The sequence below is a fragment of the Flavimaricola marinus genome (assembly GCF_900184895.1).
In the GTDB taxonomy this organism is placed as follows: Bacteria; Pseudomonadota; Alphaproteobacteria; order Rhodobacterales; family Rhodobacteraceae; genus Flavimaricola; species Flavimaricola marinus.
The window spans coordinates 225,146-251,501 of record NZ_FXZK01000001.1 but is presented as its reverse complement, the minus strand read 5'-3'; the positions used below and the strand labels follow the sequence as shown (position 1 = coordinate 251,501).

The 26,356-nt window shown below is 60.6% G+C and carries 23 protein-coding genes; 12 read left to right on the top strand and 11 right to left on the bottom strand.

What is annotated here, in order from left to right; all coding sequences use genetic code 11:
- Positions 1 to 19 precede the first annotated feature (19 nt).
- The 10 genes from cpaB (at position 20) to LOM8899_RS01190 (ending at position 9,692) form a co-directional block, all read left to right on the top strand.
- A complete protein-coding gene (cpaB, locus tag LOM8899_RS01235; protein WP_093990342.1) occupies positions 20 to 817 on the top strand; it encodes a Flp pilus assembly protein CpaB in 798 nt (265 codons plus the stop codon).
- Positions 814 to 2,343: a TadE/TadG family type IV pilus assembly protein gene (locus LOM8899_RS01230; protein ID WP_245820403.1), complete on the top strand. Its 1,530-nt coding sequence runs from the start codon at positions 814 to 816 to the stop codon at positions 2,341 to 2,343. The genes cpaB and LOM8899_RS01230 overlap by 4 nt, the downstream gene beginning before the upstream one ends.
- 5 nt (positions 2,344 to 2,348) lie before the next feature.
- On the top strand, positions 2,349 to 2,873 hold the full coding sequence (locus LOM8899_RS01225; protein ID WP_093991349.1) for a TadE/TadG family type IV pilus assembly protein: 525 nt from the start codon (positions 2,349 to 2,351) through the stop codon (positions 2,871 to 2,873).
- On the top strand, positions 2,870 to 3,523 hold the full coding sequence (locus tag LOM8899_RS01220; RefSeq protein WP_093990341.1) for a TadE/TadG family type IV pilus assembly protein: 654 nt from the start codon (positions 2,870 to 2,872) through the stop codon (positions 3,521 to 3,523). Before LOM8899_RS01225 ends, LOM8899_RS01220 begins: the two co-directional genes overlap by 4 nt.
- Positions 3,520 to 4,767, top strand: coding sequence for a CpaE/TadZ family protein (locus tag LOM8899_RS01215; protein WP_093990340.1), 1,248 nt, complete (start codon positions 3,520 to 3,522; stop codon positions 4,765 to 4,767). Before LOM8899_RS01220 ends, LOM8899_RS01215 begins: the two co-directional genes overlap by 4 nt.
- 14 nt (positions 4,768 to 4,781) lie before the next feature.
- Positions 4,782 to 6,179, top strand: a complete 1,398-nt coding sequence (locus tag LOM8899_RS01210) for a TadA family conjugal transfer-associated ATPase (protein ID WP_093990339.1) — start codon at positions 4,782 to 4,784, stop codon at positions 6,177 to 6,179.
- The gene (locus LOM8899_RS01205) at positions 6,172 to 7,146 is read left to right on the top strand and encodes a type II secretion system F family protein (RefSeq protein ID WP_093990338.1); all 975 of its coding nucleotides are present in this window, start codon (positions 6,172 to 6,174) and stop codon (positions 7,144 to 7,146) included. Before LOM8899_RS01210 ends, LOM8899_RS01205 begins: the two co-directional genes overlap by 8 nt.
- 12 nt (positions 7,147 to 7,158) lie before the next feature.
- On the top strand, positions 7,159 to 8,151 hold the full coding sequence (locus LOM8899_RS01200; RefSeq protein ID WP_093990337.1) for a type II secretion system F family protein: 993 nt from the start codon (positions 7,159 to 7,161) through the stop codon (positions 8,149 to 8,151).
- 195 nt (positions 8,152 to 8,346) lie between these two features.
- The gene (locus LOM8899_RS01195; protein WP_133064956.1) at positions 8,347 to 9,213 is read left to right on the top strand and encodes a helix-turn-helix transcriptional regulator; all 867 of its coding nucleotides are present in this window, start codon (positions 8,347 to 8,349) and stop codon (positions 9,211 to 9,213) included.
- A complete protein-coding gene (locus tag LOM8899_RS01190) occupies positions 9,210 to 9,692 on the top strand; it encodes a prepilin peptidase (protein WP_093990335.1) in 483 nt (160 codons plus the stop codon). Before LOM8899_RS01195 ends, LOM8899_RS01190 begins: the two co-directional genes overlap by 4 nt.
- 179 nt (positions 9,693 to 9,871) lie before the next feature.
- Here the strand turns inward: LOM8899_RS01190 and LOM8899_RS01185 are convergent, their stop codons facing one another.
- The 4 genes from LOM8899_RS01185 to LOM8899_RS01170 all read right to left on the bottom strand — a co-directional run bounded on the left by LOM8899_RS01185 (position 9,872) and on the right by LOM8899_RS01170 (position 14,499).
- Complete coding sequence (locus LOM8899_RS01185) at positions 9,872 to 11,425, bottom strand: ABC transporter substrate-binding protein (protein WP_093990334.1); 1,554 nt, start codon at positions 11,423 to 11,425, stop codon at positions 9,872 to 9,874.
- Between the two features lie 117 nt (positions 11,426 to 11,542).
- A complete protein-coding gene (locus LOM8899_RS01180) occupies positions 11,543 to 12,238 on the bottom strand; it encodes a GntR family transcriptional regulator (RefSeq protein ID WP_245820402.1) in 696 nt (231 codons plus the stop codon).
- Between the two features lie 252 nt (positions 12,239 to 12,490).
- A complete protein-coding gene (locus tag LOM8899_RS01175; RefSeq protein ID WP_093990332.1) occupies positions 12,491 to 13,477 on the bottom strand; it encodes an ABC transporter ATP-binding protein in 987 nt (328 codons plus the stop codon).
- A complete protein-coding gene (locus LOM8899_RS01170) occupies positions 13,474 to 14,499 on the bottom strand; it encodes an ABC transporter ATP-binding protein (protein ID WP_093990331.1) in 1,026 nt (341 codons plus the stop codon). Before LOM8899_RS01170 ends, LOM8899_RS01175 begins: the two co-directional genes overlap by 4 nt.
- Positions 14,500 to 14,817: 318 nt before the next feature.
- Between LOM8899_RS01170 and LOM8899_RS01165 the strand changes: the two genes are divergently transcribed.
- Both LOM8899_RS01165 and LOM8899_RS01160 read left to right on the top strand, forming a co-directional pair.
- A complete protein-coding gene (locus LOM8899_RS01165) occupies positions 14,818 to 15,792 on the top strand; it encodes an ABC transporter permease (protein ID WP_093990330.1) in 975 nt (324 codons plus the stop codon).
- Between the two features lie 13 nt (positions 15,793 to 15,805).
- The gene (locus LOM8899_RS01160) at positions 15,806 to 16,738 is read left to right on the top strand and encodes an ABC transporter permease (RefSeq protein WP_245820401.1); all 933 of its coding nucleotides are present in this window, start codon (positions 15,806 to 15,808) and stop codon (positions 16,736 to 16,738) included.
- A 42-nt stretch (positions 16,739 to 16,780) separates the two neighbouring features.
- Here LOM8899_RS01160 and LOM8899_RS01155 read toward each other — a convergent pair whose 3' ends face one another.
- The 7 genes from LOM8899_RS01155 to LOM8899_RS01125 form a co-directional block, all read right to left on the bottom strand.
- Positions 16,781 to 17,137 (bottom strand): hypothetical protein, encoded by a 357-nt coding sequence (locus LOM8899_RS01155; RefSeq protein WP_093990329.1) that lies wholly within the window; start codon positions 17,135 to 17,137, stop codon positions 16,781 to 16,783.
- 128 nt (positions 17,138 to 17,265) lie between these two features.
- Positions 17,266 to 19,161: an ABC transporter ATP-binding protein gene (locus tag LOM8899_RS01150; RefSeq protein ID WP_093990328.1), complete on the bottom strand. Its 1,896-nt coding sequence runs from the start codon at positions 19,159 to 19,161 to the stop codon at positions 17,266 to 17,268.
- Positions 19,158 to 21,026, bottom strand: coding sequence for an ABC transporter ATP-binding protein (locus tag LOM8899_RS01145; RefSeq protein WP_211096152.1), 1,869 nt, complete (start codon positions 21,024 to 21,026; stop codon positions 19,158 to 19,160). The genes LOM8899_RS01150 and LOM8899_RS01145 overlap by 4 nt, the downstream gene beginning before the upstream one ends.
- Positions 21,027 to 21,103: 77 nt before the next feature.
- Positions 21,104 to 22,492 carry a dihydroorotase gene (locus LOM8899_RS01140; protein ID WP_093990327.1) on the bottom strand — a complete coding sequence of 463 codons (1,389 nt, stop codon included), beginning with the start codon at positions 22,490 to 22,492 and terminating at the stop codon, positions 21,104 to 21,106.
- Positions 22,489 to 23,934: a glycoside hydrolase family protein gene (locus LOM8899_RS01135; RefSeq protein WP_093990326.1), complete on the bottom strand. Its 1,446-nt coding sequence runs from the start codon at positions 23,932 to 23,934 to the stop codon at positions 22,489 to 22,491. The genes LOM8899_RS01140 and LOM8899_RS01135 overlap by 4 nt, the downstream gene beginning before the upstream one ends.
- On the bottom strand, positions 23,931 to 25,118 hold the full coding sequence (locus tag LOM8899_RS01130) for a pyridoxal phosphate-dependent aminotransferase (protein WP_093990325.1): 1,188 nt from the start codon (positions 25,116 to 25,118) through the stop codon (positions 23,931 to 23,933). Before LOM8899_RS01130 ends, LOM8899_RS01135 begins: the two co-directional genes overlap by 4 nt.
- On the bottom strand, positions 25,115 to 26,344 hold the full coding sequence (locus LOM8899_RS01125; RefSeq protein ID WP_093990324.1) for an amidohydrolase family protein: 1,230 nt from the start codon (positions 26,342 to 26,344) through the stop codon (positions 25,115 to 25,117). The genes LOM8899_RS01130 and LOM8899_RS01125 overlap by 4 nt, the downstream gene beginning before the upstream one ends.
- Between the last annotated feature and the right edge of the window lie 12 nt (positions 26,345 to 26,356).

The window sequence follows — 26,356 nt, the reverse complement described above, 5'->3', positions numbered from 1 at the left end:
AACTTTGTCGAGGACCAATATGCGAATTGCATCTCTCATAATCGCTCTTTCCGGTGTTGCTGTCGCCGGTGGCTCTGTCTACGTGGCCCAGGATTATTTGCAGCAGCAGTCCGCGAGAAACTCGGCCGGGGCCGACGGTGCACTTGTCACCGTGGTGGTCGCCGGACGCGATATCGCTCTGGGCCAAATCCTAGAGAGCCAGTTGCTTCGGACCATCGACTGGCCCAGAGGCTCCGTTCCTGAAGGGGTCTTTACCGATCTCAACGACCTGATCGCGGCACCCGGGGGAGACCCGCGCCGCGCTCGTCGCGCGATTGCGGAAGGCGAACTGGTGCTGATGTCGCGCGTGTCCGATTTCGGTGAGAAGGTGACGATCGTCCAATCTCTTGCCGCCGGCCACCGAGCTATGGCAATCGAGGTCGCCGCCGAAACCGCCGTTGGCGGCTTTGTCACGCCGGGCGACTTTGTCGACGTCGTGCTGACACATGGCCGCAACGACTCCCTGCGGGCCGTCACGATTTTGCAGAACGTTCGGGTCATCGGTGTCGACCAGGACAGCGACGAGCGGTCGGACACGCCGGGTATCGCCCGAACCGTCACGCTCGAGGTGGACCCGACCGAAGGGCAGCGCCTTGCGCTGGCGCAGCAGGCCGGAACATTGAGCCTGAGCCTGCGGGCAGAAGCCTCCGAGTTGGACGCTCCGATCGTTGCCATCAATCTGGCGGATCTCTTGCAGGATGTGTCCCCTGTGCCGGAGGCGGAGGCCCGCGCTCCGATCGTCGTGCGCCGCGCGAATGTGCTGGACACTGATCTGTGACACAGCGCCCGTCATATCCATGCGAACGGCGGGGACGGACATGGTCCGAGCTGCGTCGCAACGAGGACGGAGCCCTTCTGATCTTCGCCGCGATGGCTTTGACGGTGTTGCTGGGCCTGATCGCCCTCTCTTTCGATCTGGGTCGCGTTGCGATCACTCAGACTGAATTGCAGTCCTATGCCGACTCTGTCGCTTTGGCGGCGGCAGGCGAGCTTGACGGCAAGGATGATGCCATCACGCGGGCGAGGGCGGCCGCGAACCTGATCGCCGACAGCCAGACATTCGGCAACAGCAACAATAGTTTGCAAGGTGCGACCGATTTCACGCTGACGTTCCTGAGCGCATTGCCCGGCAACGACACGGCTGCGACGACTGCTGTGACGACCGATCCGAACGAGGCGGTCTATGCCCGTGTCGACGTGAACTCCGCGGAGGTCGATCTGACCTTTGCTGCGGCCTTTGCGTTTCTCAACCAGTCCGATCCGATGCAGAACGAGGTGGATGCCACCGCCGTGGCCGGATACACCCAATACGCCTGCGACGTCACACCGCTGATGTTTTGCCTGCCCAATTCGTCCTACACCGCCGAAGACCACGTCGGGCATATGATCCATCTTCGGGCTGGTGGGCAGGGCGCGGCTTGGGGGCCGGGGAACTTCGGCTTTCTCGATCCGCACACAGCTGCCGTAGACAACGGCGGCCCGTGCGCCGGGCTGAGCGGCGTCAGGCTGGATGCCTGCCTGATTGGCGCCATCGGGAGCGTCACCCAATGTTTTCGCGTCAACGGGGTGGATACCTTGCCGGGCCAGCGGGCTGGTATTGAAGACGCCATCTTCAACGTCCGCTTCGATATGTATGGCTCGATCATGAACGGAGAGCGCAACAATCCGCTCTATGCTCCCGCGCCGAACGTCATCAAGGGACTTGTCCGCAACAGCCCCGGTGGCGGCGGAAACGGCAACGGCGGCGGCGGAGGCGGCAACGCTTGTGTCGGTCAGAACCCGAGCGTGTCACCTGACACCGTGGGCATCCCGCGCGACGATTGTTTTGCCCTTGGCACCTGCACCGGGCGTTTTGGCGACGGCGTCTGGACCGATGGACGCGCGAACTATGTCGACGTCAACTACGGCGGGACCGACCCCCATCCGCTGGCTCTTACTCGCTACGAGTATTATCTGGCCGAAATTCAGGCCGCGGGCGGTGGCGGCTCCTCCGCGCCGATCCTGAGCGGACTGTCCGAAACCGGACGCCCCCAGTGTTCCAGCCACCAAAGCAATGATCCCGAGCGCCGGTTGGTGATCGCGGCCGCGATCGACTGCGCCGCCAACCCGATCAACGGGGCCGAAGTCGGCGTGCCGGTCGAGGAATTCTTTCGCCTGTTTCTGACCGAACCGGTCAGCAATGACGGTGCCTCTCCTGCCTCTCTCGAAATCCACGTCGAAGTCGTCGGGCCCGCGGGCGGTGACGGGGCGGGCGTGGGCAACCAAGACGGCATCTTTCGTGATGTCGTCCAGTTGTACCGGTGATCGCGATGGCACCTCTGCATTCAAGATCGCGGCGGACCGCCTGGAAGCAGGCAAAGGCCAAGGACTTCGCCGCAGACGAACAGGGCGTGGCTCTGGTCGAATTCGCATTGATACTGCCGCTGTTGATCTTGCTGTTCGCCGTCACCATCGACAGCGCGCGCATCATGATGTCGTATCATACGACCGTGTCCGGCGTGCGGGATGCTTCGCGCTATCTGGCCAGAATTGCCCCTTTGGACATTTGCACCAACGGCGGCGATCTCACCCAGTTCGAAGACGACCTCGCCGATATCATCAGTGAAAGCATCGACGGGCAGGGGCGGTTTGTCTCCGGCGTCGCGCTGGTCTCTGTCTCGACTGTCCTGACCTGTGCCCCCGGATCCTTCAGGATTTCGCCGTCGCCTGTCGTGGCCGTCACGGCGGATCTGTCCATCAGTTTTCCGTTCGCCAGCCTGTATACGCTCGTCGGCGGTGCGCATTCCACTTTCCAGACCACGGTCCGGGACCAGAACAAGGTGTTTGGGACATGAGGGCCGTGCTGCACATGCTCAAGCGCCGGGTCGGCCGGTTTGGTGCGGATGACCGCGGCACGACCATTGTCGAGCTGGCAATTGCGTTGCCGTTGTTCTTGTTAATTTTCTTTGCGCTGCTCGACTTTGGTCGCATGGCATATCGCTATGTTGCCGCCGAAAAGGCCATGCAGCTTGCGACCCGAATTGCAGTGACGCGTCCGCCGGCATGTGCGGGCGTTCCATTGACCCATGTACGAGGCCCTACCGATCCGGGCACTGCCGTGCCGCGATTTGGCCTGTCGTGCAGTTCCGGCCCGGATGTTTGCCTCGACGTCGGCGCGATCTCCTGTGTTGGGAGCGCAGAGAACGCGACGGCCAGCGAGATATGGGCGCTGATTGGAAACGTGCTGCCGAATACGGCGGAGATCGACAATCTTCGCTTCAGCTACTCTTTCGACAACCGGCTCGGCTTTCTTGGCGGCCCCTACGTTCCTGTAGTCACCGTCGAAGTGACGGGGCTGCAGTTCGAATATGCGTCGCCGCTTGGCGCACTTGCCACACTGGCCGGCAGCACAAACGAAAACGGCTTCAACAACGCAGCAATCCCATTTCCATCGATGAGCATGTCGCTGCCGGCTGAAGACCTAGCATTGGGAGACGCGGGATGACCACGGACGAGACTCTAAGCTTCAAGAGCGAACGCGCGCTCAAATCCGTTGCCATCGTTTCCGACGATGAGAAAATCACGTCGCGGATCAACGGTGTGCTGGGTGGGCTGAGCAATTTCTCTGTCAAGAACCAGCCGGGAACCCTGGCTGGCATCAACGGCTCCGCCATCGGATTGGCCGCCGAGAACGATTTGATCATTTTCCAGACCAGCGGCTCTGAAAGCGAAGACATCGGGGCGGTGCGGGCGATCCGGCGCGAGCTTGACCGCAGCACCAAGCTGCTTGCGATGACGCCCGAGACCATTTCGCTGGCCGATGCCCGGCGTCTCACCAATGCGGGTGTCGACGACGTGTTGATTTTCCCCTTCGACGATGCGGAGTTCCGTGATCAGGTCAAGCGGATCACCCAGCCCAACCAGCTCGTCGTGGTGCCCGAAGAACGCGATACCGGCAATGCGGGTCGCGTGATCACCATCGCCAAATCCAGCGGCGGCATCGGGGCGACGACCATCGCCGTCAACCTCGCCGACCAGTTCCTTGGCCGGAGCGGCGTCCTCAAGAAGAAAACCAAGAACCGTGTCGTCGTCGTCGACATGGACTTCCAGTTTGGCGCGATTGCCAGCTTTCTCGACGTCGAGCCGCGCGATGCGCTCTACAACCTCGCCATCGAGGGAACCAAGCCGGACATCACGTTTCTGCGCCAATCCATCGTGAAGAGCCCGAGCGGCATCGATGTTCTGACCGCTCCGGCGCGTTTCGCCCCGTTGGACGGACTGACCTCGGAGCAGGTCCGCGCGATCGTCAAGCTGCTCCGCGCCGAATATGACTATGTCGTCATCGACCTGCCGCGCGCGCTGGTGGAATGGCTCGCTCCGGTTCTCGAAGAAACCGACCGACTGCTGCTTGTCACGGACAGTTCCGTGCCCGGCATCCGGCAATCGCGCCGCCTGATCGATTTCTTCACCGAAGACGCGATCAACCTTCAGATCGACATGGTCATCAACCGCGAAAGAAAGCCGCTCGTTGCCAAGAGTGCACACAAGGAAGCGGCCAAGGTTCTCGAACGTCCGTTGAAACATTGGCTTCCGCCGGATCCAAAGGCCGCCCGTGCGTCGATCGATCAAGGGGCGCCGCTGTCCGAGGTCGCCAGACGTTCGCACTTTACCAAGGCCGTGGCCGCCTTGGCTCAAACACTCACCCTGGATTTGGCGAATGCCGCATCTGCCACTGTCGCTGCCAATTAGAGAAGGATGCTGCAATGTTCTCCAGCTTCAACAAACAAAAGCCGTCACGATCACCAAAGGTGATCCCGATCAACAGCGATGCGGCACCTCTGGGCGTCGACGCGCCGGTGATCGACACCCACGAAGACGAGGAACTCGCCAAGCGGCTGGAACTGAAGAGCCGCCTGCACGAGGCCTTGCTGGATCGCCTCAACCTGGCGGTGATCGACAAGGTCGAAACCGAAGAGCTGCGGCGCGAGGTCTCGGGTCTCGTCGGCCAGATCCTGACCGACGAGAACACCCCGCTGCGTGCCGACGATTTCAAGCAGATCGTCAGCGAATTGATGGATGAGGTTCTGGGGCTGGGGCCGTTGGAGCCGTTGTTGGCCGATCCCACGATCAACGACATTCTGATCAACGGGCACAAGAACGTATTCGTGGAACGTTACGGTGTGCTGGAGCGCTCAAAGACTCGGTTTCGCGACGAGAAGCACCTCTTGAGGATTATCGACAAGATCGTTTCCCGCATTGGTCGACGCATCGACGAGAGCACGCCATGGGTCGACGCCCGACTTGAAGACGGAAGCCGCGTCAACGCCATCATCCGCCCTTGCTCGATCGATGGCCCGTCCATGTCCATTCGGAAATTCTCGAGATCTCCGCTGACCATGGAAAAACTGGTGGCGTCGGAAGCCTTGTCGGAGTCGGCCGCGAAGCTCCTCTCTGCCTTGGTCGAGGCGCGCATGAATGTTCTGATCTCGGGAGGTACGGGGTCAGGCAAAACGACGATGCTGAACGCGATGTCTTCGTACATCGGTGACCGAGAGCGGATCGTAACGATCGAAGATGCGGCCGAACTTCAGCTTCAGCAGGCTCACGTCGTGCGCCTCGAAACCCGGCCACCCAATCCCAGCGGGACAGGCGCCGTGCTCCAGCGAGATCTGGTGCGCAATGCCCTGCGTATGCGACCGGACAGGATCATCGTCGGCGAGGTTCGGGGCGCCGAGACGTTTGACATGCTTCAGGCGATGAACACGGGCCATGACGGCTCCATGACGACTGTCCATGCAAACACCGCCCGCGATGCCCTGGGTCGCCTCGAGCAGATGGTCACGATGATGGGGGTCGATTTTCCGACATCCGCCGTTCGTGCGCAGATCGCGTCCGGCCTGCATTTCGTCGTGCAGCTGTCGCGGCTTTCGGATGGCAAGCGCCGCGTGATGAGCATTTCCGAGATCACCGGCATGGAAGGCGATGTGATCACCATGCAAGACATCTTTGTGTATCGCAAAACCGGCAAGGCCGAGGACGGCACCGTCCTTGGTGAGTTCATTTCGACGGGCATGCGGCCCAGATGTTCCGACGAACTCATGGCCGCCGGGGTCGATCTCGACCCGTCGGCCTTCATTTCGAGGAGAAACAGAGATGCTTGACCAGCTCCGCACCTCTCCCGAGATCGTCTATGTGATCTATATCGGGATCGCTCTGGGTATCATGCTGATTTTCACAGGCATTGCGCAATTGGCCAGCCGTGGCGAAAACCTCAACGAGGCCAAGAGCCGACGGATGAAGATGATAGCGGCGGGGGCGTCGACCGAAGAGATCCTGGCAATTCTGAAGCCCGACAACAGCCGGGGGTGGATGAGCCGGATGCCCTTGCTGGGAGGTTTGCCGACACTCCTGCGTCGGGCCGGTATCTCCGCGTCGCCGGCCATGTTTCTCGGCATCTGTGCGGCGCTTGGTTTCCTTGTGCTGATCTTTGCCGGTTTCGTCTTGGGCCCTTACGCGGGCCTCGTCGCCGCCGTGTTGATCGGGTTCGTCGCACCGATTGTCGCCTTGGACGTTCGGGCCAGAAAACACGAAACATTGCTCATCTCGCAGCTTCCTGACGCGCTCGACCTCATGGCGCGGGGACTGCGTGTCGGGCATCCGCTCAACACGTCGATCCAGGAGGTGGCTCACGATATGCCCGATCCGATCGGCACCGAGTTCGGGATCATGTTCGATCAGATCAGCTTTGGCGACGATCTCGTCGATGCGTTCGACGATTTCGCCAAGCGCACTAATCTGGAAGATATCCAGTATCTGTCTGCGAGCGTCGGCATCCAGCATGGCACCGGCGGCGATCTGGCGCGGATCATTCAGGTTCTGTCGAACGTGGTTCGGGGCCGGATCACGATGCGCCGCCGCATCATGGCGATTTCGGCGGAAGGTCGATTGACCGGCATCTTTTTGTCGCTGCTGCCGATCTTCATTCTGGCCTCGGTCATGACCTCCAACCCCGACTACTATCTGGGCGTCATGGAGAGCGGAATGTTCCGGCCACTGGCAATTACCGTCGTGCTTCTGACCGTCGGCAACTTTCTGGCAATTCAGAAACTCGTCAATTTCAAAGTCTGATGGAGCGCTGACATGTTGAACTCGATCGAGACACTTGCACAATCCTACGGGCTCTCGACTCAGGTCCTGTTGCTGGCGGGAATAGCGGGCGGCAGCCTGCTCTTGTTCGTTGGCGTTGCCTCCATGCTGACGCACAGAGACCCCGCCTCCGTCAGGTTGGCCGCGACCCATGAGGCGCGCAAACGGTCCCGAAAGGATCGCGGTATCCTCAAGACCCCGGCCGAAGAGGCCAAGGGCATCATGAAGTCCTTTCTGCCCAAGGATCTGGCCCAACGCACAAAGCTCCATCGAGAGTTGGCGCAGGCCGGGCGGACGGGGCCGCACGCGCTTCGCAATTTCACGCTTGTCCGGATCGTGCTCGGTCTGGTGTTGCCCCTTTGGCTGCTGTTGATCGTGTTCGCCAGCCAGAATTTCGGCTTTCTGTTTCCAGAGCGTTTCGTCACGTGGGTCGCCGGATATTCGTCGATGTCCATTTTTCAGAGTCTCAGCATTCTTGTCGCCATCGGCTACTGGTTGCCACTGATCTGGTTGCGGAGCCGCGTCAGCGAACGCAAGCAGAGGATCACCGAGAGCTTTCCCAATGCGTTGGACCTAATGCAGATTTCCGTCGAGGCCGGCCTGGGATTCGATATCGCGATGACCCGAGTGGGCAATGAGCTGGCCGAGATCGCACCGGATATCGCGTTCGAGTTCCTGACCGTGCAGCAGCAAGTGCAAGCGGGCCGGCCACGTCAGAACGCCATGCGCGACATGGCGGAAAAAACCGGGGTCGACGTCGTCAATTCATTTGCCAATGTCGTGCATCAATCCATTCACTTCGGCACCAGCATGTCCGAAGCCCTCACGACCTATGCCGCGGAAATGCGGCTATACCGCGAATTGAAGGCGCAGGAGATGGCGAACAAATTGCCGGTGAAACTGTCTGGCGTCATGGCGGCGTTGATGCTGCCTGCCCTGATAATCATCACCGTTGGCCCTGTTGTGATTCGCTACAGTAATATGTGACGAGAAGTATTGTTTAGTGGCCGAAACTACATGTTGTGTGGCGCGCCGGCCTTGCACAAATGCGATAACACCCTCAAGTTGCAAAACTGGTCAAATCAACCAAACTTCCGACAAAGATTTGACACATTCACGAATTGCTTAAGAAACTAATAACATCGCTGATCCATTGCAGGTCGGGCACAATTGGTGTTGGGAGTGAATTTCGTGAGTGTATTGCCGAGTAGATCAATTGATGCCGACTCCAATGGCCGGCAGCAAGATCAGGAGCTAAGTATTATCGACGGAATCGCCAGTTGGTGTGAAAGTCTGTCTGGCCAAATACCGCTCATCGAGGGCCTTCGCCAAGTTCTGGGGGCGCTCGATGGTGCCGCCATATGCCTGACGCGTGTGCAGGAGAATTCGAGCAGGATCGGCACCTCCATGATCGTGGATACCGAAACCTCGCAGAAGCGTGGCCATCGTCTTGAGCGCTCTTTTGCGTCGATTGTTCTGGGGCCATATTGCCTGAAGCCCAAGCCGGGAACACCGTGGTTCTCTTCGATGCTGGACGGCGAGGTCGATCCTGCACTGCGGGATTTCCAGCGACGCCGCGGCCTGCAGGAACTGGTCGTCATCCCGTTGGAAATCAAAGGCAAGACCGTGGACTTCCTGGAGATCCACTTTGAACAGAGACTCGACGGCAACCAGTTTGCCTTGCTCAATCTCGCGGCGGCAACTTTTGTCCGCACGTGGGGTCGACGCGCGACCGGTCTGTTCTCGGAATACATCCTGTCGCCGCTCAAGACCAAGCGAGACAAGCTCTCCGAGCTTCCTTTGCTGAGCGTGGAGAACCCGGCACGGCTCAGCCGCTGCGAGTATCGTGTGTGCCTGATGCTTAGCAGGGGGTACTCTGTTCAGGCGATCGAGGAGGAGTTCGGCATTTCCCGCACCACGAGCCGCACGCATCTGCGCAATATCTATGCGAAGACGGGGTGCAGTTCTCTGGCTGAATTGACGTTCAGGTTAATGGACAAGACCAAGCCTGGTATTTCCGGGTTCGACGCAGAAGCGCGCGTCGTATGACACTCCCGTCGACATTATTGCCTCTGGGCCTAATGCTGCCGATCCTGTTCTGTGCGGCCTACAGCGATTTGCGCAACCTGCGAATTCCGAATTCGCTCAGCCTATTGGCACTTGCACTTTTCGCAGCTTCGCTCCCTTTTCTCCCACTTCAAGAGGCCGGTTTGCGTATACTTGCCGCTTCGGTGGTTTTCGTCCTTGGATTCGGGCTGTTCGCATTCGGGCTTTTTGGCGGTGGCGACGTGAAATTGCTGTCATGTCTGATGCTGTTCATACCGGCGCAATCTCTCAACCTCTTTGCCTATGTCTTCTCCGGCTCCATGCTCTTGGGGCTTGTGGCGATAAGCGTCTGGCAGGCGAGTCCGGCGCTGCGACGGCAAAATTGGGCGGCATCCCGCGAGGTTGGAAAATTCGCTATGGGCATATCCATCGCTATGGCCGGCTTCGCCCAATTCGCAATCCTGATGGCCGCCGCGCTCTGATCCACACTTTCGCTACCAAAGGTCTCTGACCCTGCCACCGGGCTCGGGGCCTGTTGGCATAAGGTCAGTTCAAGAGGGGCGCCTCATTTCAGGCACCCGTGCGCGGATGCGCCCCTCTGAAATGGAAAAGGGGCCGGACCTTTCGGCCCGACCCCTGTGATGATTGCGTTCGTTGGCGCTCAGTTCAGGTCAGCGGAGAAAAGGTAGACCTTCTCGTCGGGACGTGGCTGCCAGTCGACCCGCTTGCTGACGCCGTAGAAGTCGGGCTGGAAGTAGAGGTGCAGCCAAGGGCCATCGTCGTAGAAGACCTGGAGCATCTCATCGACGATTGTGCGCACTTCCTCTTCGCTGGTCGCGGCGGCGATGTCAGCCCAGCGGTCGAACCAACGTGGGTCATCCCAATGGGTGTAGTTGGTGCCAGCATCGACAGCGGCCAGATCGGTCATGTCGTAGAGCGGGCTCCACAAGGCGCCGCCGGAGCCGATGAAGTAGAGCGGGCCGGCGTTCCGTTCACGGATGATCGGAATGTAGACGCTGGACCATTCCATGATCTGCAGATCGACGTCGAGACCGACATCGGATAGATACTGCGCGATCGCCTGCACAACGTTGGCGTCGTTCAGGTAGCGGCCTTGGCCGGCCTGAAAGGCGATGGAGAAGCGTGTGCCGTCTTCGCCGCGTGGCAAACCGGCCGCATCAAGCAGTTCTTCGGCCTTGGCCGGATCGTAGGGGTAGGGCTCGATGTTTGGATTTGCGTTCGGCGGGTTCACGATCCCGGTCATCCGCTCGCATTCAAAGTTGAGCAGCTGCTTGCAGATCGTCGGCACGTCGACCGCATACTGCAGCGCACGCCGCACGGCCGGGTCCTGGATCGCGTCTCCGCCCGGCTCCATCGCCATGCTGTCGCTGAGGTTGAAACCGACATACATCCGCCGTGTGCCCTGAATCGGGTTGACCTCGGCCACGCCGCTGTTGTTGATCACGTCCATCTGATCGGGGGCGACGTTGGTGATGATGTCGACATTGCCGGCCATCAGTTCAGCAGAGCGGGTGGAGGCTTCGGGGATGATCCGCCAGACGATGTTCTGGAAGCCCACATCCGCGCCTTCGACGGCCTCGAGGACCACCTCGGAGCCGCGCCGCCATTCAGCCAGCTTGTAGGGACCGGAGCCGACCGGGTTGCCTGTCGCTTCGTCGAGCGACATTGCTTCATAGCTGTCCTTGCAGTGAATGAAGACCTCGGCGATCAGACCGAAGGCAATCGGGTTCTTCGCACCGATGTTGATTTGCACGCGCCGGTCGTCGAGGGCCTCTGCGCTTTGGAAATCAATCGAGCTGAAGACGAAGCCGGGCGTGTTGCCTGTGAAGGCATTTGCCGGATCGGCGGCCCGGTTGAACGAATAGGCCGCGTCCTCTGCGGTCAGCGCCTCTCCGTCGTGGCAGGTGAGCCCTTCCTTGAGGGTATAGACATAGGCCAGCCCGTCATCGGAGATTTCCAGCGTTTCGGCCAGTTCGGGCCGGGCCACACCGTCGCCGCCCATCGAGAACAACGTCGCAAAGATATGGCGCGCGATGTTGGAGTTGTCACGTGATGCAATCGCCGAAGGATCGAGCGTATTGATATCGGCACTGATCCCGACGACGATGGTGTCGTCTGCGACTTGCGCCAACGCTCCCGTCGCGAGGGCAAGACTAGCAGCGCTTGCCGTTAGAAGATTTCTTAGTCGTGGCATTGAACTTCCTTTCACCTGTTGGATGGATCGAATTGGCCGTTGGCAATCTTGGTGCAGCCCAAGGCCGCGTTTGGTGAAGTCGACGCCGGTTCCCCTTTTGGAATTAGACGCAGACGGTCACAGGGATTGCGCGATCGTCACCGGATCGAAGGTGGCGAGCGTGCGTGTGTGTTCTGAGATCAGCGCAATCGCCCGCTCCGTGTCGCCGGCTTCGAGGGCGTCGACGATGGGGGGGTGGTTGCTGGCGATCTCGGTGAGGTTGCTTTCGTCGCGGTTGCGCAGAGCCATGATCTGGTGAATGCGCAGGTAAAGGTTTTTCCAGGACGCCCGCAGCAGATCGTGATCTGCCAGCGTGATGAGCGTGTGGTGGAAGGCTTCGTCCGCCGCAATCAGCGCCTCGAAATCATCGGCGCGGGCGGCTGCGGTCATCGTGTCGCAATGCTTGCGGAGCTGATCGAGGGGCGCCCCGTTGTCGAGAATGCGGCGCACGGCCATCACCTCGAAGACCTCGCGCAGCGAGTAGGTTTCACCGACTTCGCGGGCGGTCAGCGGCTTCACCCGCTTTCCCTTGTAGGCGATGGTCTCGACAAGCCCGTCGTTTTCGAGAATCTGGATCGCTTCGCGTATTGGCGCCCGGCTGACATTCATTTGATCCGCCAAGGCCGTCTCGACAAGGCTCGTCCCCGGCTTCAGCCGACCGCTGAGGATCGCCGTTCGCAAGCGATCCGCCACTTGAACCCGCAGGGGAACGTTCTCGATCGGGGCAATGTCATGCGGCATGTCATCGGGGGCGACAGAATTCACATTATTCACGGCGTCAGGTCCTCAAGGCTGTTGCAGGCGCCCGTCCCGTCGGACGGCTTCCCCATCTAAGCGATTTCGGAGGGTTAACCGAAACGAAATCAACATAAGCAGCAGACACAATACATCCGACGGAGATCTGTATGTTTTGTTCTGTGGAATGTCGACAATCCATAAGTGGACAATGCACCGTAGGTTTTCTACTTGTCAAGCGGCTCTGACACCGGGGTGGGCAAAAGCGCCGGCCGGGACCGGCGCCATTGGTCAAGTGCTGTGAATACAGGCGCTCCCGTGTCCCGGGCCGATCTCCCGAAGCTTGGGAACAACGCGCGCGCATTCCTCTGTCGCCATGGGGCAGCGGGTCCGGAAGACGCAGCCCGAGGGCGGGTCGATCGGGCTGGGGATGTCGCCACGCAGGATCGTGCGCGATCGGCGTTGACCGGGTTCGGGGACCGGAACTGCGGATAGCAGCGCCTTGGTGTAAGGGTGATTCGGGCGAGCATAGAGGTCGGCCGCCGAGGCGATCTCCATCACCTTGCCCAGATACATCACGATGACCCGGTCGCAGATATGCTCGACCACGCCGAGATCGTGCGCGATGAACAACATCGTCAGATCGAGATCGTTCTTCAGATCTTCGAGCAGATTGATCACCTGGGCCTGAATCGAGACGTCGAGCGCGGAAACCGGCTCGTCCGCCACAATGAATTCGGGCTCGACCGCGAGCGCCCGGGCAATTCCGATACGTTGCCGCTGTCCGCCCGAGAATTCGTGCGGATAGCGGTTCAGATGATCGGGAGAGAGCCCGACCTTTTGCAGCAACGCGGCTGCCCGATCATCGTATTCCGATGGCTTGCCGATACCGTGCAGCTTGAGCGGATGGGTCAGGACGTCGCGCACCTTTTCGCGCGGGTTCAGGCTGGCGTAGGGATCCTGAAAGATGATCTGCATCCGCTTGCGATAGCTCCGCATTTCGGACTTGCTCAGACCCATCACGTCGGTGCCGCCAAACCGAACGGCACCGCCGGTCGCCTCTTCGAGGCGCAGTATCGTGCGCCCGACAGTCGTCTTGCCGGAGCCGCTTTCGCCCACGAGACCGACGACCTCGCCGGGATGAATCACGAAAGAGACGTCATCGACGGCCTTCACCGAATTGATCTGGCGCTGCAGCACTCCACCGTGAATTGGAAAGTGCTTTTGCAGATTTTCGACCTGCAACAACGGCTCGGTCTTGGTCAATGGGGCAGTCATGACGCTTCCTTTTGGGACAGGTTCAGCTCGCGCCAGCGGGCGCAGCGAATCATGTGGCCGTCGCCGGCCTGTTCGAGTGGCGGTAGGGCGGCGCGGCAGATATCGGCGGCATAGCCACAGCGTGGATGAAAACGGCAGCCCTGCGGAAGATCACTGAGCGCCGGGACAGAGCCGGGGATCGCCTGCAGTCGCACCTTGTTGATCGACGAACCAAGCCGCGGGATCGAATTCATCAGACCGACGGTGTAGGGCATCCGCGGCGTCCGGAAAATATCTTCGACCGGGCCGGTTTCGACGACTTGGGCGGCATACATGACCACCACCCTGTCTGCGATCTCTGCCACCACACCCAGATCGTGGGTAATGAAGATGATGGCCATGCCAATCTTTTCCTGCAGATCCTGCATCAGTTCGAGCATCTGCGCCTGAATCGTGACGTCGAGCGCGGTCGTCGGTTCGTCCGCGATCAGGATGCGAGGCTCACAAGATAGCGCCATCGCAATCATCGCGCGTTGCCGCATGCCGCCCGACATCTCGTGAGGATAGTTGTCGACCCGTCTCTTCGGTTCGGGGATGCCGACGAGGTTCAGCATCTCAATGGCCCGGTCCCGCGCGCGCGCCTTGCTGAGACCTTCGTGTCGGATCACCATTTCCGCGATCTGCTGTCCGATCGTATGGACCGGATTGAGGCTGGTCATCGGCTCTTGAAAGATCATGCCGATCTCTTTGCCGCGGATGTCGCGCATCTCGACATCGGAGTATTTCGAGATTTCGTTGCCGCCGAGCTTGATGCTGCCGCCGGAAATCCGCCCGACATCCTTGGGCAGGAGCCCCATGATCGACAGGCTGGTGACGGATTTACCCGATCCGCTCTCTCCGACGATGGCCAGGGTCTCGCCGGGGTGGACGTCAAAACTGACACCGTCTACGGCCTTGATCGACTGCGTCCGGGACAGATCGAAGGTGGTTTGCAGATCCCGCACTTCGAGGATCGGCTTGGTATTCGTGAAATCGCGGGGCATGAAGTGCCTTTCTTTTGAGCGGGAACTGTCCTCATCGGGCCTCGCCCTTCGCAAAGTTCGCGATTTGGGCGCTTGACGGGGGCAGGTGGTGCATGTTTCTGTTGTTCAACTGTCGACAATCTAAAATATACCCTGTTTGATGAACGAACCGATTGTCAAGCTTAGCGAGGCAGGAACAATGCGAAATGAGGGGATACGGATGAAACCCGCCATAGGGCAAATGAATGATGATGCAGCATTGTGCAGCATGACTGCACCGCTGTGCTTGCGATCCGCAGATAACGCGGCCCAACGGATGCTCTGGTAGAGGTCGAGCCAATGTGGACATTTTTGATAAGGCGCTTGCTGCAAAGCATCATCGTGCTGATTGGCGTGACGCTGATCAGTTTCATTTCATTGCAGATGGGCGGGGACCCGACCTATCTGTTCGTCTCCGAGAACGCCAGCGTGGAGGAAATCCAGCGTGCCAGAGAAGCACTTGGCTTTGATCGCCCGCTGCCTGTGCAATATCTCAGCTACGTCTGGAACGCGCTGCATGGTGATTTCGGCAATTCGTTGAGCTATCGGCAACCGGCGATGGGCGTGGTTCTCGAAGCCATGCCCGCGACTATCGAACTGACGTTCTTTTCGCTGGTGCTTGCGATCGGTCTATCAATTCCGTTGGGCATCTTTGCGGCACTCAACCGTGGTCGCCCGGTCGACGGCGGTATCATGACATTGGCGATGCTCGGCCAGTCGATCCCGAATTTCTGGATGGGAATCATGATGATTCTCTACTTCGGCCTCTATCTGGGATGGTTTCCGATTTCGGGCCATGTGCCGTTCCTGGAACCTCTTTTTGCCGGTGAATTCTCCACCGCATTCCGCAACTTGCCGCAGTCGATGTATTACATGGTGCTGCCCGCGCTGGCGGTCGGCACCTATACGCTGGCCCGCAATGCCCGGCTGATCCGGTCGTCGATGCTGGAAGTTCTCGGGCAGGATTACGTCCGCACGGCGCGCTCCAAGGGCATTTCCGAGACCCGTGTCGTTATGCACCATGCGATGCGCAATGCATGGCTGCCGGTTGTCACGATGATCGGTCTCGAGTTCGGCTTCCTGCTCGGCGGCGTCGTCGTGGTAGAGACGGTATTCTCGTATCCGGGTATCGGACGCCTCGTGTTCAATGCCATCAACCAACGTGACATTCCGGTGGTGCAGGCCTCCGTCATTCTGCTTGCCGGCATATTCATCCTGCTCAACCTGATCGTCGATCTGATCTATGCGCGCCTTGATCCGCGCGTGAAACTCTAACGAGGGCGTTCCTATGACCGACCTACATACAAACGTCGTCGAGACCGAAGCGGTGCCGGTTCCGCCGGTATCTTACCGCCGCCGCGAAATGCGCCGCGCTTTCCAAAGCCTCGTCACAAGCCGTTGGGCGCTGTTGGGTATGCTGATCCTGCTGGTCGTCACCTTCGTGGCGATCTTTGGACCGGCCGTGGCGCCGTTCGACCCGAACCGTCAGAATATCATGATGCGACTGCTGGAGCCGGGATCGCCCGGTGTGGGCGATCTGACGTATTGGCTGGGCTCTGATCAATTGGGACGCGATGTCTTGTCCCGCCTGCTTTATGGCGCTCGCGTTTCCTTGCTTGTGGGCGTGGCGGCCATCGCCGTGGGCGGCACCTTGGGCACGGTCGCGGGGCTGGTGTCTGGCTACTTTGGTGGCTGGATCGACGATGTGATCATGCGCCTGGGCGACATCCAGCTCGCGTTCCCGTTCATCCTGCTGGCGATCATGTTTCTGGTGGTGCTGGGACCGGGGCTTGTGAACATCATCCTCGTTCTCGGCATCGGCCAATGGATCACCTATGCCCGAATCGTTCGTGCCCAGACCCTGAGTTTGCGCGAAAAGGAATACGTCGAAGCGGCCCGTGCGATGGGTGACAGCACCTTCTCGATCCTGTTCCGCACAATCCTGCCCAATATTGTGGCGCCGCTGACCGTCATTGCATCGTTCAACGTGGCGGGTGTGATCCTCTCCGAGGCGGCGCTGTCGTTCTTGGGCCTTGGCGTGCCGCCCTCCGTACCGACTTGGGGGTCCATGTTGTCCGAAAGCCGCGACCATCTGTTGTCGAACAAGTGGTGGATGGCGGTGTTCCCCGGCCTCGCGATTGTGTTCACTGTGCTGGCCTTCAACATCATTGGTGACTGGCTGCGTGATTTCCTTGATCCGCGGTTGAAGGAGAACGGATAATGATCGCTGGCAGCGGCCCTGCGGGTGCCGCTGCCGTCACGATCATCCGTAGCTTTTGATCGAAGCGACGCAGTTAGCCTTAGCGTTCGTGAACTCAAAGAAGTGACTGAAGCGCCGATCGCGACCGTTCTCATAGGTTGCCATACCGCTGGCCGCGCCGACCTTTCCGTGAGAAATGGCATGTTCGACCACAATCAATGTTGGTTGTGGTCGGCCCTCCAGTTCCCGGTCAATGGCGCTTCTTCCGCGCAGAGGTTCGGTGGTCATTCCGTGCCAGACCACTTCATCGCTGACGTCAGATGGGGTGATCGCATTCGTTTCCAGCGAGATTGCGATGTGCTGGACGAAGGAGTTCTTGGGTGAATTCCCGCAATCGGAGCTCCCTTTGATTTCCGTCATTGTGTGCCTCTGGCGCTGGCCAATCGCTTTGGTGAGAGGCGTTTACTATTATCCAACACGGCAAATGTCATGCAACGCTTCTGATCCCCTTACAGGAGGCCGCCTGAGCCGTTTCGGACACGTCAGGATCAGGAGCTTTGGGCATCTGACATCCGGGTCGTTCCAGCGGGCAGGTCATCGAAGGAGGCGTAGTTGACGCTGTAGAGCTGGGCATAGAGACCGCCGAGCGCCATCAGTTCGTCGTGGTTCCCTTGCTCCAGCACTTCGCCTTCGCGCAGCACGATGATCCGGTCTGCGTCGCGAATGGTCGCCAGCCGGTGTGCGATGACGAGCCCCGTCCGGCCTTGCAGCAGGATCTTCAACGCTTTCTGGATCTGCATCTCGGTATAGCTGTCGATGCTGGCCGTCGCCTCATCCAGCACGAGGATGCGCGCATCTGCCACCAGCGCCCGGGCAAAGCTGATCAGTTGCCGCTGCCCAAGCGACAGGGTGCCGCCGCGTTCCCCCATCATGGTGTCGTAGCCGCCGGGCAGGTCCATGATGAACTCATGCGCCCCAACGGCGCGGGCGGCGTCGATGACGTCCTCTTCGGTGGCATCGGTCTTGTTGTAGCGGATGTTCTCCATCAGCGTGCCGCTGAACAAAAACGGCTCTTGCAGGACCATGGCGATTTCGCGCCCGAGCGAGGCCCGTGTCAGGTCGCGCACGTTGTGACCGCCGACGATCACCTGGCCGCCCTGCACGTCGTAGAACCGCTTGAGCAATGACATCGCACTGGATTTGCCGGAACCTGTGGGGCCGACCAGTGCGACTGTTTCGCCCGGATTGACCTTGAAGCTCACATTATGGAGCACCGGCCTTTCCGGGTTGTACCCAAACGTGACGTCCCGGAACTCGACGGCACCATCGGTGTCGGACGGCAAATCGACCGCGGTGCGCGAGTCGCTGATTTCGACAGGCACGTCGAGCACGTCGATAAGCCGCTGCCCGGACGCCATGGCCCTTTGCATCACCGAATACTGCATCGTCAGAGATCGGATCGGATCAAAGAACCGCTGGATGTAGAAAAGGAATGCCACCATCACGCCGACGTCGATCTGCGCGCCGACGACCATTGAGCCACCGACGACGACGACTACGGCCATCGCGACCCCCGTGAGGCTGTCGACGATCGGCACCATGACCTGCGCGTACTTCGACGCGGTCCGATGGGCCAGCAGGGTGGACATCGCCTTGTCGTCGTAGAGTTCGAAGTTGACGGGCTGACGGTCCATGCCCTGCACGGTGCGCACGCCATGGATCGCCTCGGCCAGTGCGCCATTCGCGACCGAGTTGGCGACATGTGCCGACATGAAGGCGACCCGCGCCCGAGGGAGCCAGATGACCCGCACGAGGAACAGAACGGGCAGGACGCTGAGCGTCAGGAGCCCCAATTGCCAGTCGAGCCAGAGCATCGAGGCGATGATCCCGAACAGCAGCACCAGATCACCGACCGACAGAACGGAGGTCTCGAGAAATTCCTGCATCGAGTTCACGTCGCCCTGCAGCCGCGACATCAGCCGTCCGACCTCGGTCTTGTCCATGAAGCCAAGGGAAACGTCTTGCAGGTGCCCGAACATCGCTGTCCGGATGTCGAAGAGCACGTTTTCGGCGCTTTTCCCGACGACGCTTTCCTGCACCCATGAGGCGCCAAAGTTCAAAAGAATGGTCAGGGCGAACAGGGCCATCGACCAGCGCAGGGCTGTCAGTCCGGCGGCATCGGCTGCGAGCCCTTCGTCAATGGCGTGTCGGATGATTAGGGGGATGGCGAGTTGGGTGCCGGTAAACACAAGCACGGCGGCAATGGAGATTGCCAGTTGCCGTTTGTAGGGCCGGACGAATTCCCAGATCCTCCGGACGATCCGACCGTCGAAAACCCGCCCGAACATCTCCTCTTCGATTCGATGTGATCCGACCACGGCCCTCGGCGGGCGACGCCCGTTGTCGCGGATATCGCCGCGTTCGACTTCGAGTTCTTCGCTCATGACTGGGCCTTTTCGGAAGTGGTGTCCGCATCGCCGGCGGCGTCATCCGGGCGAACCTGTAGCCGGTGAAGCGCGGCATAGCGCCCGTTCAAGGCGAGCAATTCGCGGTGTGTGCCTTGCTCGACGATCTGTCCCTCTTCGATGAACAGGATCCGGTCGGCGTGCATCAGCGAATTCAACCGGTGCGCCACGATGATCGTCACCCGTTCGGCGGCCTGTGCCTGAATGGTGGCGCGGATGCGTTGTTCGGTGCCTGCGTCGACCGCGGCCGTGCTGTCATCGAAGATTAACACGGTCGGGCGCAACATCAGGGTTCGCGCAATGGTCATGCGCTGGCGTTGCCCGCCTGACAGCGAAGCCCCCCGTTCGCCCACGACGGTCTCATATCCGGCGGGCAGCGTCGCGATGAACTGCGCCAGTTGCGCGGAGGCGCTGGCGTCGGCGATCTGCTGCGGAGGCGCCCAAGGATCGCCGTAGGCGATGTTGTTCTCAAGGCTCGTGGTGAACAGGAACGCATCCTGCTGCACCACGACGACCGCATGTCGCAGCGATGCGAGGGTCACGTCGCGGATGTCCTGCCCGTCGATGGTGATACGCCCAGAGGTGACATCGTAGAACCGCGGAACGAGATGCGCGATCGTCGATTTGCCGCTGCCGGGTGGACCGATAAGGCCGATCGTTTCGCCTTTCCTTGCGCTGAAGCTCAGGTTGCTCAGCGTCGGTGTCTTGGCCGTTGGATAGGTGAAGCCAACCGAGACGAATTGCACGACGCCTTCGGTGATTTCGAGCGGTTTTGCGTCGGGCTTGTCGGTGATGGCGAGGTCGAGGTCGAGCAAGGAAAAAATCCGTTCGCCGCAGGTGGCCGTCCGCGCGAAGGAGTTCACCAACATCCCAAGCTGGCGCACCGGCATCTGCAGGATCGTCATGAAGGTCAGGAACGCAGTGAGCGTGCCGACGCTGATTTCGCCGTTTGTCACCTTGCCGCTGCCCACCCACAGAACGAGGCCCATCGCGAGAAAGAACGACAGCGTCATCGCGCTGGTGTTACGCACCCGGATGTCGACCCGTTCGTGCGCCAGTTCGAGCGCGCTGGTCGATGCGGTGGCAAATTTCTGCATTTCGAACGGCTGAGCGCCAAAGGCACGGACGACTCGGATCCCTGCGAGGTTTTCCTCCATCACGCGGCTGAGCACCGAGAGCCTGTTCTGCAATTCGAGCCATGTTCCCCGCAGTTTCAACTGCGAGACCGAACTGCGCCATGCGACGAAGGGCACGAAGCTGAGCGCGAGCAGTCCAAGAACGAAGTCCGTCGACAAGAGCATGTAGCCGCCGATGCCGATCAGGATACCAAGGAGCAGGATCCGCACGAGGCCGGTGGAGAAGAACATTCTCACCCCTTCGAGATCGAGCATCCCTAATGTGATCAGATCTCCGGAGTGGACCCGGTCGTGAAACCCGAAGCTGAGCCGCTGAATTTTCTCGTAGTAGGCCAGCCGTAGGGCGTAGCCGACCCGGTGGCCGACGCTTTCGGAGAAATAGTTCTGAAACGTCGTGAAGACCCCGCGACCAACCGATGCCGCCAGCACCAGCAGGGCAGTGGTCCATAATGCGGACGTGGCCGCCTCCGCCCCTGCCGGATCGGCGATGAGCATTTGGGTCTGATCAACGGCGCGACCGAGCAGGACGGGGATCAGAAGTTGCAGGACAGCGGCGATCAGCGTCGACACCAGTGCGATCGTCACCATCCAGGGCGAGCGGAAGGAAAGAGCGGTGACCCGCCGGATCGTTTGCAGTCCCGCCTTCCAGCCGACGGTGTCCGCCTCTCGCATGATCTCGTCCGGTGGTGTTGTATCGACCATGGCCATGGGCGGCTCCTCCTCTCACATACTCACGACGGAAACGCGCCCGACCTGATGTGTCGAAGGCTACCGTTTCTGTCGCATCACTTTTTTGCAGCCGGGGTCACAAAGGCCCCTTGTCCGCCCTGTCCGGTTACCTCGCCTTCGAGATAGACGGTCGCACCCTTCAGCAACGTTCTGACGATCCGTCCGCGCAGGCGCCGGCCTTCGAACAGATGTGCGACTTCTCGGGCGTGGGTTTTCAGTGTTGCTGCTGATATTTCAGTTTCGCCTGCCAAGTCGACAATGACAAGATCGCCTGCGCTTCCAGGTGTGATTGCTCCCTTGTGCGGGTAGAGCCCATAGCGTCTCGTTCCATTTGCGCAGATCAGATCGTGTGCCCGCTTGAGCGTCAGCTGCCCCTGCGCGACCGCGTCGAGCATGGCCGGCAGCATGAATTCGATGCCGGGCACACCCGGCGGCGCCTTGGGAAAGTTGCCTTCTGACGCCTTTTTCTCTGCCAGAGAAAAGGGCGCGTGGTCGGTAGTGACATAGTCGATCACGCCGTCCTCAATGGCCTGCCAAAGTGCGTCCTGATCCGATTGGAGGCGGATCGGCGGGTTGACCTTGCCGTAAATGCCGGCCCGCGCAACATCGTCTTGCGTGGCAAAGAGGTATTGCGGGCAGGTTTCCGCGGTGAAATCCGACGTTCCCGCGAAGGCCCGAAGCACCGCCACGGTCTCGGCGCTGGTGACATGGGCGATGTGCAATTTGGCCTGTGCGGTCATGTTCATGGCCAGCAGCTTGGCCACTGCCACGGATTCGCAAACCGCTGGGCGCGAGGCGTTGTGCGTGGCCGCATCGGCAGGATCCAAGGCCGCTGCTGCTGTCTCGAAATGAGCGAGGAGCGATGCGCTTTCTGCGTGGACGACGACCGGACGCCCGGTCGTGGCAAGCAGTTGCAAGGCCCGGAGCTGGTCCGCCTCGTCCGGAAACGCGAGGCCGTCAAATTCGTCACCGCGGCCTGCCGGGGCAGGGGTCGTGAAGATCTTGAAGGCGATGGCCCCAAGCCGCAACATTTCGTCCCGCGTGCCCTCGGTCAGATCGCCGGGGGCGGCATAGAGCGCGAAATCGATCACAGCGTTTTCGGCGAAATGGTCCCGGCGCCGTGCGAATTCCGCAGGCGTCGAGCAACAGGGCTTGGAGATCGGCATTTCGAACAGGGTCGTCACGCCGCCCGCCGCCGCTGCCCGTGTTTCGGAGGCAACTGTGCCGCGTTCGGGGTAGGCGGGAGCGCGGACGTGGAAGTGGATGTCGACGATGCCGGGGAGCACCGTCTTTCCTGTGGCGTCGATTGTCTCGGTTGATGTGGGCGCAAGGCCGGGGGCGTAAACGCCCGCGATCGTGCCTTCGGACAGGCCAATGTCCACCCGGTGCAGACCATCGGGCAGCAGCACGTCGCCGCCCGAGATCACGATGTCGAGGACGCTCACGCTTTCAGCCCCAGCTCAGTCAGCGCCTTTGCCACGCCGTCGAGGTTTGTGAGCTTCATCGAGGCGTAGTTGGGCGACAGAACGACGCCGTCGCCCCCCGCACGGTAGGTCGCCATGACGGACCGATACGCGATGTCGGGCGTGCATTTCGCCTGATCCTCGCGAACCCGCGGCGCGTCGATGCCGAGGCCCATGAAGACCTTGGCGTCGCCATGCACGCCGCGCACCGCGTCTGCACATTGGTTGAAGACGTAGGTGTCTGGATCAAGCCCGTCCTGCACGACCGAGTTCAGGGGAGAGCCCTCGATATTCAGGATGCCGTCGAGCACCCGCATCGCGGTTTCCGGATCGAAGTCGCGCAGGATCGTCTTCTGGAAAAAGCCGAATTCCTTGTTCCAAATCTCGCCCGACTGGTGCTGGTAGGTGATCGGTTTGACCCAATCCGCATACATCGTCTGTTCGTACCAGGGCCACTGTGCGCGGCGGAAGATGTTGAAATGGTTGCGGTTCCAGACGTTGAGCCCGAATGGCAGGTTGGGTTTGCACCATTTCACCAGACCGTAGAGTTCGCGGTCGAGATCCTTGTTGCGCTCAAGCCAGAACTTCTCCCAGATCAGCACTTCGGGGTTCTGCATCAGCACCCGCAGGAAGGTGACGAATGCGCCGTCGTCGAATTCTTCACCGGCACGGGCGGCTTGCATGTATTCATGCATCGCAATGCAGGCGCGGCGGCAGGCTTCGACGTCGATGCCGCGGGCGATGGCTTCCTGACGGCTGGGTTCGGAGAAATCGCCCGGCGCTTCGCCCTGCATCATCTGGTCGAGCGGGGAGTTTCGCTCGTTGCACCACATGATCCCGTCGATGTCGTAGTTGCGCACCTGATCCTCGATGATCGCGTGCATCCAGTTGCGATAATCCGGGTTTGAGGTCGACGGTTCGTCCTTGCGGCGGCCGAAGACGTCCACTTCCATGCATGTGGCGAGGTTCGGAATCTCGATATTGTTGACCGAGCCGTGGCCTGCGTATTTGAAGAACGGCTCCATCAGTTCGACGTAGACCTTCATGCCACGTTCGTGAGCGGCGGGCACGACGAGGTCGAGAATGTCGATCCCTTTCATTTCCTCGTCGGTGGCGCGGAAATCCTTGATCAGCGTCTTGGTGTAATACCGCGGATCGGGGTCGAAATAGGCGCCGCCCTTCATCGTGAAGGGCTCTGGCACACCGTGGTCGGGCCAACCGTCGAGCTTGTGCGAAATGCTCCGCCCGGTCTTGAGCCCCAGCCACGACACGGTGCCGAGCATCAGGACGTTGACGCCCACCCGGTCTTTCAGCGTGTCGAGTACGGTATCGACGCCTTCGTCGATAAAGCTGATCGGGCTGACCTGAATGCCGACGAATTTGTCGGCCATGTCGGGGCTCATGTTCGGTTTAACGTCACTCATGCCACTTTGCCTTTCTGGGCGTCGATAAATCCTTTGATCCGCCCCATCGCTTCTTGGATCAGGGGCAGCGGTTGCAGGTAGGAGATGCGGATGAAATCACTTTCGGCCTCACCGAACATATCGCCGGGGAACACCATGACGCCGGTTTCGCGCAACAGCCCCTCGCAGAAGGGCTTGGCCTTCATCCCGGTGCTGGAAATATCGGTGTAGATGTAGAACGCCCCGCCGGGTGCGCCAAAGCTGAGCCCGGCATCTCCGAGGGCCGCCATCAGGTAATCCCGCCGCTCGGCGTATTCGGCATACATCTTTTCCATGTCGTCCTGCGGCCCGGTCAGTGCTGCCAGAGCAGCGTGCTGCGAGACAGTGCAGGTGTTGATCGACAAGGTGTGCCGTGGCTCTGTCAGCTTTTCCACGAAATCGGCGGGGGCGGCCATATAGCCGACGCGCCAGCCTGTCATGGCGTAAGTCTTGGAGAACCCGTTGAGCGTGATCGTCCGGTCCTTCATCCCCGGCAGGGAGGCGAGCGAGAGGTGCTCGTGCGGCGGATAGATCAGCTTTGCGTAGATCTCGTCGGCGATGATCAGGATGTCGTGCTTCACCGCAAGCTCGGCGATCTTGCGGATCGCGTCCGGCGGTGTCACGGCACCGGTCGGATTGTTGGGAGAGACCAGCACGAACATCCGGGTCTTGGGCGTGATCCGCGCCTCGATCTCGGCAGGATCCAGCGCGAAGTCGTCCTTGGCATAGGTCGGCACCGGAACCGGCACGCCGCCGCAGAGATGCACTGCGGTGTCGTAGGTGGTGAACCGGGGCGAGGTAATCAGAACCTCGTCGCCTTCCTGCACCAGCCCGAGCATGCACAGCATGATGCTTTCCTGCACGCCTGCCGTCACCACGATTTCATCGGCAGTATAGTCGAGCGAATATTCGCTGCGCAGGTTTTCGGCGATGGCCTCGCGCAGAGCGGGCAGGCCGGTTGGGCCGGTGTAGTGGTGCTGATTGTCATCGAGCGCCCTCTTGGCGGCCTCGACGATATGGCCCGGCGTGTGGAAATCCGGGTCGCCCCGACCGAGGGCGATCACGTTATCGAGGCCGGCGGCGATGCCCAGCATTTTTGTGCGGAAAGCACCGTCTTCTTCGACGATACGGGGGGCTGTGCGTTGCAGCAGAAGGGAAGGGCTCATCCGTGCATCCTCTTTCCGTCGATAAAGGTCATGGTGACGTTTTCGAGTGCGGTCAGGTCTTGGTCGGGCTTTCCGTCCACGACGATCATGTCGGCCAGTTTTCCGGCCTCCAGCGTGCCGAGCGTGTCGCCGACCCCGTTAAGCACCGCCGCACGAGCGGTGATGGCGCGCAGGGCGTCGAGGTTGTCAGGGCAGACCCCGACCTCGACCATAAACCCGAGTTCCGGCACGATCCGGTCATGTTCCACCGCGGGCGAACCTGCGTCGGTGCCGAACACGATGGGCACGCCGGCCTTGGCCGCACGGACCAGGCCATCGAACCGGCTCTTGTCGGCAACTGCCTTTTTGCGCTCTTCGATCTTCCACTCTGGAATGCCGAAGGCGCGGGCGATCTCTTCGTTGGCCTGAATGACCAGCGCGGAGAAGGTCGTGACGATGGGTAGCTTCTTGTCTAGCAGCAGTTGGATCGTGGCGTCGGACATGGACCCGCCATGTTCGATGCAGTCGATCCCCGCCTCTGCGACGCGGGCGATGCAGGCGTCATAGGTTGCGTGTGCCGTGATCGGGAGGCGGTTGCGGTGTGCCTCGTCTATGACGGCGTGCAACTCTTCGTCGGTAAACTCGAGCGTATCGTGGCAGGCCATGATCTTGATCAGATCAGCGCCGCCCTTGACCTGATCCCGCACGGCCCGGCGCATTTCATCCGCACCGGAGGCCTCGCGGCAGACCCAGTATGTGTGCCCCCCGGTCTGGATGATCGACTCGCCCGACACCAGCAGGCGCGGACCCGGAAAGATGCCCTGAGCGACGGCTTGTTTGGTGAACAGGTTGGCATTGTGAACGCCAAGGTCACGCACCAGTGTGATCCCGGCCCGCAGGGATTTGATCATGTTCCCGGCGGCTTTGTAAGCGCGGATTTCCGGGGCGTCGAACATCGACTGCTGGCTGAGTTCGTGGATGCCGTCCCAACTGAGGTGGGCGTGGCTGTTCATCATGCCGGGCATCAGGGTTTTGCCGTTGGTGTCGAGCGTGTCGGCTCCGGCAGGTGCATCGCCGCGCGCACCGACGGCGGCGAACTTGCCGTCCTTGATGTGGACGAAACCGTCCTCGATCACTTCGTCACCGACGCAGGTGATGACCCGGCCGAAGAATACGGTGTCGACGGAATTGCCCTCGAACATCGGTTTGGTGATCTTCTGGTACTTCCAGGCTGCTGGTTCTGGCATTTCGGGGCCTCT